General features: G+C 44.0%; 5 protein-coding genes, 1 tRNA gene and 2 rRNA genes. 5 read left to right on the top strand and 3 right to left on the bottom strand.

Features of this window, described 5'->3' with window-relative positions; translation table 11 throughout:
• Window positions 1-10: 10 nt before the first annotated feature.
• The 5 genes from fliP to flhA are packed head-to-tail and all read left to right on the top strand — an operon-like array spanning window position 11 to window position 5,055.
• Window positions 11-721 (top strand): flagellar type III secretion system pore protein FliP, encoded by a 711-nt coding sequence (fliP, locus tag L4C54_RS21060; RefSeq protein WP_428802896.1) that lies wholly within the window; start codon window positions 11-13, stop codon window positions 719-721.
• Entirely contained in the window at window positions 721-990 is a 270-nt protein-coding gene (gene fliQ / locus L4C54_RS21065) for a flagellar biosynthesis protein FliQ (protein WP_428809679.1), read from the top strand. The genes fliP and fliQ overlap by 1 nt, the downstream gene beginning before the upstream one ends.
• Before the next feature lie 5 nt (window positions 991-995).
• Complete coding sequence (fliR, locus tag L4C54_RS21070) at window positions 996-1,769, top strand: flagellar biosynthetic protein FliR (RefSeq protein ID WP_428802876.1); 774 nt, start codon at window positions 996-998, stop codon at window positions 1,767-1,769.
• Window position 1,770: 1 nt separating this feature from the next.
• Window positions 1,771-2,904, top strand: coding sequence for a flagellar biosynthesis protein FlhB (flhB, locus tag L4C54_RS21075; RefSeq protein WP_428809680.1), 1,134 nt, complete (start codon window positions 1,771-1,773; stop codon window positions 2,902-2,904).
• Between the two features lie 57 nt (window positions 2,905-2,961).
• A complete protein-coding gene (gene flhA, locus L4C54_RS21080) occupies window positions 2,962-5,055 on the top strand; it encodes a flagellar biosynthesis protein FlhA (protein WP_428809681.1) in 2,094 nt (697 codons plus the stop codon).
• Window positions 5,056-5,465: 410 nt separating this feature from the next.
• Here flhA and L4C54_RS21085 read toward each other — a convergent pair.
• The 3 genes from L4C54_RS21085 to L4C54_RS21095 all read right to left on the bottom strand — a co-directional run.
• A tRNA-Ser gene (locus L4C54_RS21085) sits at window positions 5,466-5,556 on the bottom strand.
• 70 nt (window positions 5,557-5,626) lie between these two features.
• Window positions 5,627-5,742, bottom strand: a 5S ribosomal RNA gene (rrf, locus tag L4C54_RS21090).
• A gap of 92 nt (window positions 5,743-5,834) precedes the next feature.
• Window positions 5,835-6,131 (bottom strand): 23S ribosomal RNA (locus L4C54_RS21095); the annotation flags it as partial.

Consider the following 6,131-nt stretch of genomic DNA (forward strand, 5'->3'; position numbering starts at 1 on the left):
TGTCATTGCTATGTTGGTTTTTTCCAATATAGCTTTGGCTGATCAAGGCATTCCTTTTCTTACTGTCTCTGATGGTGGGAGCAGTGAAGAGTACTCAGTAAAAGTTCAAATCCTGATTTTAATGACGGCATTGAGCTTTTTACCTGCCATGCTCATGATGATGACTAGCTTTACTCGGATCATCATTGTATTGGCTATTTTGCGTCAAGCTCTTGGTCTACAACAAAGCCCACCAAACCGTATTTTAATTGGCATAGCACTCACTATGACAATGCTTCTGATGAAACCTGTTTGGACACCTATTTTTGAAGATGCTTACAAGCCATATGAGGCGGGTGAGATCACCTTGCAGCAAGCGTTTGCTGTTGCTGAACAGCCAGTTCGTCAATTCATGCTCAGTCAAACCTACGAAAATTCGCTTGAACAGATGCTACGAATTGCCGGAGACCCTCTTGATTTAGAGCCAGAAGAGATAAGCTTTGCGGTACTGATGCCTGCGTTCGTTATCAGTGAACTCAAAACCGCATTCCAAATTGGATTTATGTTGTTCATCCCGTTTTTAATCATTGATATTGTTGTCGCCAGTGTTCTGATGGCAATGGGTATGATGATGCTTTCACCATTGATTATCTCATTACCATTTAAGTTGATGGTCTTTGTTATGGTGGATGGTTGGGCCATGACGGTTGGCAGCTTAAGTGCCAGTTTCGGGGGATTGTGATGAACAGCGCCGTAACTGCAAATCTGTATGCCGATGCGATATATATGATCATCACTATGGTGGTGGTCTTAATTGGCCCAAGCCTTTTGGTTGGTTTAGTTGTGGCGATTTTCCAAGCGACCACACAAATCAATGAACAGACGATGAGTTTCTTACCTAGGCTTATCACAACCTTATTGATGCTGATTTTTGCCGGAGGTTGGTTGCTGAGAAACATCTCAGATTTTTTCAATAACCTGTTTTATACCATTCCAATGATTGTCAGTTAGTCTCAATGGTCAATCTTACTTTCGCGGAAATCACTTCAATTATCGGTCAACTTTGGTGGCCGTTCTTTCGTTTTTCTGCCGCTTTTATGGCCATGCCATTTTTTGGTAATGCCTTCATGCCCAATCGGGCCCGAATATTATTGGCGCTTATAATCTCATTCATTGCTGCGCCACTGTTACCGCCAATGCCAGCCGTAGATCCTATCTCAGTTCACGCTGTCGCGATCGCCCTTGAGCAGATCGCGATTGGCACACTACTGGGTATCAGTCTCCACTTTCTATTTGCTGCCATGGCGATGGTGGGGCAAATAATTTCGATGCAGATGGGCCTTGGTATGGCGATGATGAATGATCCTGCCAATGGTATTACTGTTGCCCTCATTGGTAACTACTTCTTGATGTTCACCACTTTGATGTTTCTCTCTTTAGATGGACACTTAGTTGCCCTCGACATCATTGTGCAAAGTTTTGACCGCTTCCCTGTTGGAAGTGGGATTAGCGAAACATCCCTACGTTATTTTATTGGCCTGTTTAGCTGGATGATGACCGCTGCAGTGTCGATTGCTCTACCAACCATCGCGGCAATGCTTACGGTTAACTTAACCTTTGGTGTAATGAACCGCGCGGCACCATCACTGAACGTTTTTGCCCTTGGTTTTCCAATGTCGATGATTCTAGGGCTATGTGCTGTTTTACTTTCTCTTTCTGGCCTGCCAAGCATCTACGCCGAGCTTACCCATCAAATATTGTCTGATATGAAATTAATGGGGGGCAATTAACATGGCAGAGAATCAAACCAGTCAGGATAAAAGTGAAAAACCCAGTCATCAGAAGTTAAAGAAAGCCAAAGGTGAAGGGCAAGCAGCCCGTTCCAAAGAGTTCGTCGTTGGCGTGTTGTTTATCGCCATTGCGTTATTTTTGTGGGCCTATGGGGCGTACTTAGGTGAACAAGCCGTAAAGCTGTTCACCATTAACTACCAGCTTAGCTATGATGATATCCGCCAACCCGATGTGATGTTGAGAAAGCTAGGAGAAAGCGTTCAACTGCTTGGCGGTCTGTTTCTTCCAATGGCTGCCGTACTCATTTTAGTGACTATTTTAAGCTCGATGATCCCAGGTGGCTGGGTCATGTCTCTTAAACTTATCAAACCAAAGCTAAGTAAAATAAGTCCTATCGAAGGGTTTAAACGACTGTTTTCTATTAAATCTTTAGTTGAGCTTGTGAAATCTATTTTGAAAGTCGTGCTGATAGGCGGCGTTATGTATCTGCTACTCAGCACGAATTTGCTCTCACTGATTTCTGCTCAGCGTGCACCTTTGGAGCAAGGTGTGGCTCTCACTCTAAACCATTTAATTTTGGCGATAATTTGTTTTGGTTTTGTCGTTCTCTTCATCGGCCTTCTCGATATGCCTTATCAGCTATGGAACCATATTAAGCAGCTCAAGATGACAAAACAGGAAGTGAAAGAGGAGCATAAGAATACCGAAGGGCGGCCTGAAATTAAGCAGAAAATTAAGCAACTTCAGCAACAGATGTCACAACGCCGCATCGATAATTCGGTACCTGGAGCGGATGTTGTCATTACTAACCCTACTCACTATGCCGTGGCAATTAAATACGACCTAGCTAGGGCGGGTGCACCATTTGTTGTTGCAAAAGGTGAGGATGAGATGGCTCTAAGAATTCAAACAATTGCTAAAAATAATGATATCGAAGTTCTCTGTCTACCACCGCTAACACGTGCGGTGTACTTCAATACTCGCATTGACCAAGAGGTACCGGGCCCGCTATTTGTTGCTATCGCTCATGTACTGACTTATGTCATGCAGCTTAAAGAGTACAAGCAAACCAAACAAGTTCAGCCAACACCATTACCAACTTTAATTATACCTAACGAACTGCGTCACGACTGATGCGACATAACACCTGATTAGGCGATGCTATGTCGCAAAAATATTGAGTAATCACTTATGAAAGAAAAGTTAAACATGCTATTCCCTGCAATTAAGAGCAATTATTTTGGTATTCCAATCTTATTGCTGACCGTGCTCGCAATGGTGATATTGCCATTGCCGCCGTTTCTTCTTGATGCTCTGTTTATTTTTAATATCGTCCTTGCCGTCATCGTACTTTTAGTTGCGGTATCGAGTAAACGACCACTTGAGTTTAGTGTTTTCCCAACCATTTTATTAGTCGCAACCTTAATGCGACTGACATTGAATGTAGCTTCAACACGTATCGTTCTGCTTGAAGGTCACAATGGCGGTGACGCTGCTGGTAAGGTTATTCAAGCCTTTGGTAACGTGGTGATCGGCGGTAACTACTTCGTCGGTATCGTTGTATTCGTCATATTAATGATCATTAACTTTGTCGTAATCACCAAAGGTGGAGAACGTATATCTGAAGTGTCAGCGCGTTTTACCTTAGACTCACTACCCGGTAAACAGATGGCGATTGATGCTGACCTGAATGCAGGTTTGATCGATCAAGAGCAAGCTAAGTCACGTCGTCGAGAGATAGCGCGAGAAGCTGACTTCTATGGTTCAATGGATGGTGCGTCCAAGTTTGTCCGAGGCGATGCAATAGCGGCAATGATGATTCTGATCATCAATATCTTGGGTGGTGTCACTATTGGTATGGTTCAGCACGATCTAAGCGCAGCTGAAGCATTCCAACGATTTGCATTACTTACCATAGGTGATGGCCTTGTTGCTCAAATTCCTTCGTTATTATTGGCAGTAGCAGCAGCAATCATTGTTACTCGTGTCAGTGATTCTGGCGAGCTATCTGATGATGTTCAAGAACAAATGCTGGCCTCACCAACCACCTTAGCAACCGCTTCTGGTGTTATGTTCGTGATTGGTATAGTTCCAGGAATGCCACATCTGGCCTTTTTCAGTTTTGCCGCACTACTTGCCTTTGCGGCATGGCGTCAAGCGAAGCAAACCCTCAATCCCGAGCCATTAGAACAAGCCGAGGCTGTTGCAGAAGCCATTGCCCAAGACAATACCCCAACACTGACTTGGGGAGATGTTCCCGCAGTACATGCCTTGTCACTTGAACTTGGCTACCGACTGGTTAATTTAGTGGATAAAAACCAAGGGGAACCATTAGCATTAAGAGTTCGAGGCGTTCGTAAAACCATTACTGAACAAGCTGGATTTTTAATCCCTGAAATTGCGATTCGAGATAACCTCAAGCTAAAACCAACGCAATACACTCTCTCTCTCTATGGTGAGGTTTTAGGTAAAGGTGAAATCGATCCTGAACGTCTGATGGCGTTAGCTGTCGGGGAAGTATACGGGCAACTTGATGGCGTTCTTGGAAAAGACCCCGCGTACAACTTAGATGCAGTATGGATTGAACCGACCAATAAACCACAAGCACTGAACCTTGGCTACTCTGTTGTTGACGGCGCTACAGTTATCGCAACACACTTAAGTAAAATAGTTAAAGAGCATACTTCAGAGCTATTCGGTCATGATGATGTAGAACGAGTCATGGAGCGGTTATCGCAGCATTCACCTAAACTTGCTGAAGCATTATCAACACAATTAACCCATCAACAGCAAATGCGGGTTTATCGCCAACTGCTTGTTGATCAAGTGCCAATTAAAGACATGGTTAATATTGCTGCCATCATGCTTGAAAGCAGTGAGGTCACTAAAGATCCGATTCTAATTGCTTCAGATGTGCGATGTGGATTGAAGCGAACGCTGACCAGTACTCTGCTTGGCAATAGCAATGACTTTAATATCTTCACGCTCAGTGATGCTCTAGAGAAAATGCTCATGACAGCTCTCACCAAAGCTCAACAAACAGGCGCCGTTGCCTTAGATAGCTTCCCAGTCGAGCCTAATTTATTAGCGCAACTTCAGCAAAACATGCCTAATATTCGTGAACAGTTAAAGCAAAATGGATTCAAACCGGTTTTACTTGTTGCTCCTCAGCTAAGGCCATTACTATCTCGCTACGCTAGAACCTTTGCGAAAGGCTTAGTCGTGCTTTCATACAATGAGATCCCAGAAGACAAAAACATTAATGTATTAGGACACTTAGGCTAAAAACTATTCCTAAGAAGATACCTATCCTTTCCAATGCCATTGATTGTTCAATGGCATTTTTATTACCCGCTACTTTCTTCCTAAGCGTAGATACCCTTCATGCCTCGCCTAAATTATGCCTAGCTTTTTATATATCTATCGTAAGAGTTGAGCATAGATCAACTACTTCATCACACAGAGTACGCTTGGTGTCACTAGAGGAAGTGTTTACTCGCGACTATGCCAACATAGCTAATGTCATTGGTTAACGGTAATACATATTCTAATAACCGATATGAAAAAGCCCCTATCGTTAGATAGGGGCTCGATAAACATATGTCGATATTTGGCTAGGAGTAGTAATAAAGAGTACAGATTATTTTCTTCCAAATAGAAAAAAGCCCAAGTCTTTCGACTTGGGCTTTCTAATGTGGCGGAGAGATAGGGATTTGAACCCTAGAAGGGCTACAAACCCTTGCCGGTTTTCAAGACCGGTGCTTTCGACCACTCAGCCATCTCTCCGTAAATCTTCATCGTCAGATTAGTGCACTGATGATGTTGTTACCTGCTTGAACAAGTAACGATATTTAAAGCCTGGCGATGTCCTACTCTCACATGGGGAAACCCCACACTACCATCGGCGCTACTGCGTTTCACTTCTGAGTTCGGCATGGAATCAGGTGGGTCCGCAACGCTATGGTCGCCAAGCAAATTCTAAAATTCGGAAAACTGATTATAAAAGTTCAAACACGCATTCAATGTTCTTATATTGAGTCCAATCAAAACCCCTTGGGTGTTGTATGGTTAAGCCTCACGGGCAATTAGTACAGGTTAGCTCAATGCCTCGCAGCACTTACACACCCTGCCTATCAACGTTCTAGTCTTGAACAACCCTTAAGGGCACTTAAAGTGCCAGGGAAGACTCATCTCAGGGCTCGCTTCGCGCTTAGATGCTTTCAGCGCTTATCGATTCCGAACTTAGCTACCGGGCAATGCCACTGGCGTGACAACCCGAACACCAGAGGTTCGTCCACTCCGGTCCTCTCGTACTAGGAGCAGCCCCCTTCAATCTTCCAACGCCCACGGCAGATAGGGAC

Source organism: Vibrio lamellibrachiae, from assembly GCF_050337265.1.
Classification (GTDB): domain Bacteria; phylum Pseudomonadota; class Gammaproteobacteria; order Enterobacterales; family Vibrionaceae; genus Vibrio; species Vibrio kyushuensis.

Bases quoted from the DNA above. Each gene is read 5' to 3' on its own strand.
- fliP (WP_428802896.1), top strand. From the start codon at position 11: ATGTTGGTTTTTTCCAATATAGCTTTGGCTGATCAAGGCATTCCTTTT.
- fliQ (WP_428809679.1), top strand. From the start codon at position 721: ATGAACAGCGCCGTAACTGCAAATCTGTATGCCGATGCGATATATATG.
- fliR (WP_428802876.1), top strand. From the start codon at position 996: ATGGTCAATCTTACTTTCGCGGAAATCACTTCAATTATCGGTCAACTT.
- flhB (WP_428809680.1), top strand. From the start codon at position 1,771: ATGGCAGAGAATCAAACCAGTCAGGATAAAAGTGAAAAACCCAGTCAT.
- flhA (WP_428809681.1), top strand. From the start codon at position 2,962: ATGAAAGAAAAGTTAAACATGCTATTCCCTGCAATTAAGAGCAATTAT.